At 62.8% G+C, this 1,397-nt stretch carries 1 protein-coding gene; it reads left to right on the plus strand.

Annotated features, from left to right (window positions below; genetic code table 11):
• The first annotated feature begins 116 nt into the window (after positions 1-116).
• Positions 117-1,349 carry an IS256 family transposase gene (locus tag AC5Y21_RS25950; protein ID WP_499917007.1) on the plus strand — a complete coding sequence of 411 codons (1,233 nt, stop codon included), beginning with the start codon at positions 117-119 and terminating at the stop codon, positions 1,347-1,349.
• Positions 1,350-1,397 lie beyond the last annotated feature (48 nt).

The following is a 1,397-nucleotide window of genomic DNA, read 5'->3' on the forward strand; positions in this document are numbered from 1 at the left end:
GGGCGTGTCTTATTGACTGTGTAAGGGGTTGGGCCTGAATGGTGGTCAGGCATGCTGACTGCCGGACAGGAGAGATTCCCTTGCCACGTTCTGATTCATCGTCTGAGACCGCGAAGTTGGCGGAGTTGTTGCCGCCGCCGGCGGTGGATGCCTTGTTGGCCGATGCCGAAGCATCCGGCATGCCCATTGACGGCCCGGACGGGTTGTTGGCCCAGCTCACCAAGTCGGTGCTGGAGCGGGCCCTCGATGTCGAGATCGCCGATCACTTGGGCTATGAGCACGGAGATCCGGTCGGGCACGGTTCAGGCAACTCCCGCAACGGGCACGGCCGCAAAACCGTGCTGACCACCGCCGGTCCGGTCGAACTCGAGGTCCCGCGGGATCGCAACGGCACTTTCGCCCCGGTGATTGTGCCCAAACGCAAACGCCGCCTGGGCCAGGTCGAAGACATGATCTTGTCGCTGTACGCGCGCGGGATGTCGACCCGCGATATCACCGAGCACTTGGCCGAGGTCTACGGAGCCCAGGTCTCCGCGGCCACCGTTTCCCGCGTCACCGATGTGGTGGTCGACGAGATCGCGGCTTGGCAGTCCCGGCCGGTCGATCCGGTGTATCCGATCCTGTATATCGATGCCATCCGCATCAAGATCCGCGACGGCGGCGTGGTGGCCAACAAGGCCGCCCACGTGGTGATCGGCGTCGATGTCGACGGGATCAGGCAGGTGTTGGGCATCTGGATCCAGCAGAGCGAGGGCGCCAAGTTCTGGCATGGGGTGCTCACCGAGCTGCGCAATCGGGGGTGCCGCGATGCGCTGTTTGTGTGCTGCGACGGGTTGACCGGCCTGCCCGAATCCATCACCGCGGTGTGGCCTCAAGCCATTGTGCAGACGTGCGTCGTGCATCTGCTGCGCTCGGCAATGCGCTATGCCTCCTACACCGACCGCAGAAAAATGGCCGCGGTCCTGCGACCGATCTACACCGCACCCACCGAAGAGGCCGCGAGGCTGGCCATGGAGGACTTCCGCGCCCAATGGAAAACCAAGTCCCCCGGCGCGGTGGCGGTCTGGGACCGCGCCTGGAGCGACTTCGTGCCGTTTCTGGCGTTTCCGCCCGAGATCCGCAAGATCATCTACACGACCAACGCCATCGAGTCGCTGAACTACCAGCTGCGCAAAGTCACCAAAGCCCGCGGATCGTTCCCCTCCGATGCCGCTGCCATGAAGCTGCTCTATCTGGCCATCCGCAACATCAACCAGAAACGAGGATCAACTGACGGAACCGCAACCTGGGGATGGACCCGAGCACTGAACACCTTTGCCATCCAATTCCCCGACCGACTCCCACTATGACCCAAAGATAAACGGCCACAACACCTTACACACTTATCTTGACAAGCC

The organism is Mycobacterium sp. NGS41 (assembly GCF_059812725.1).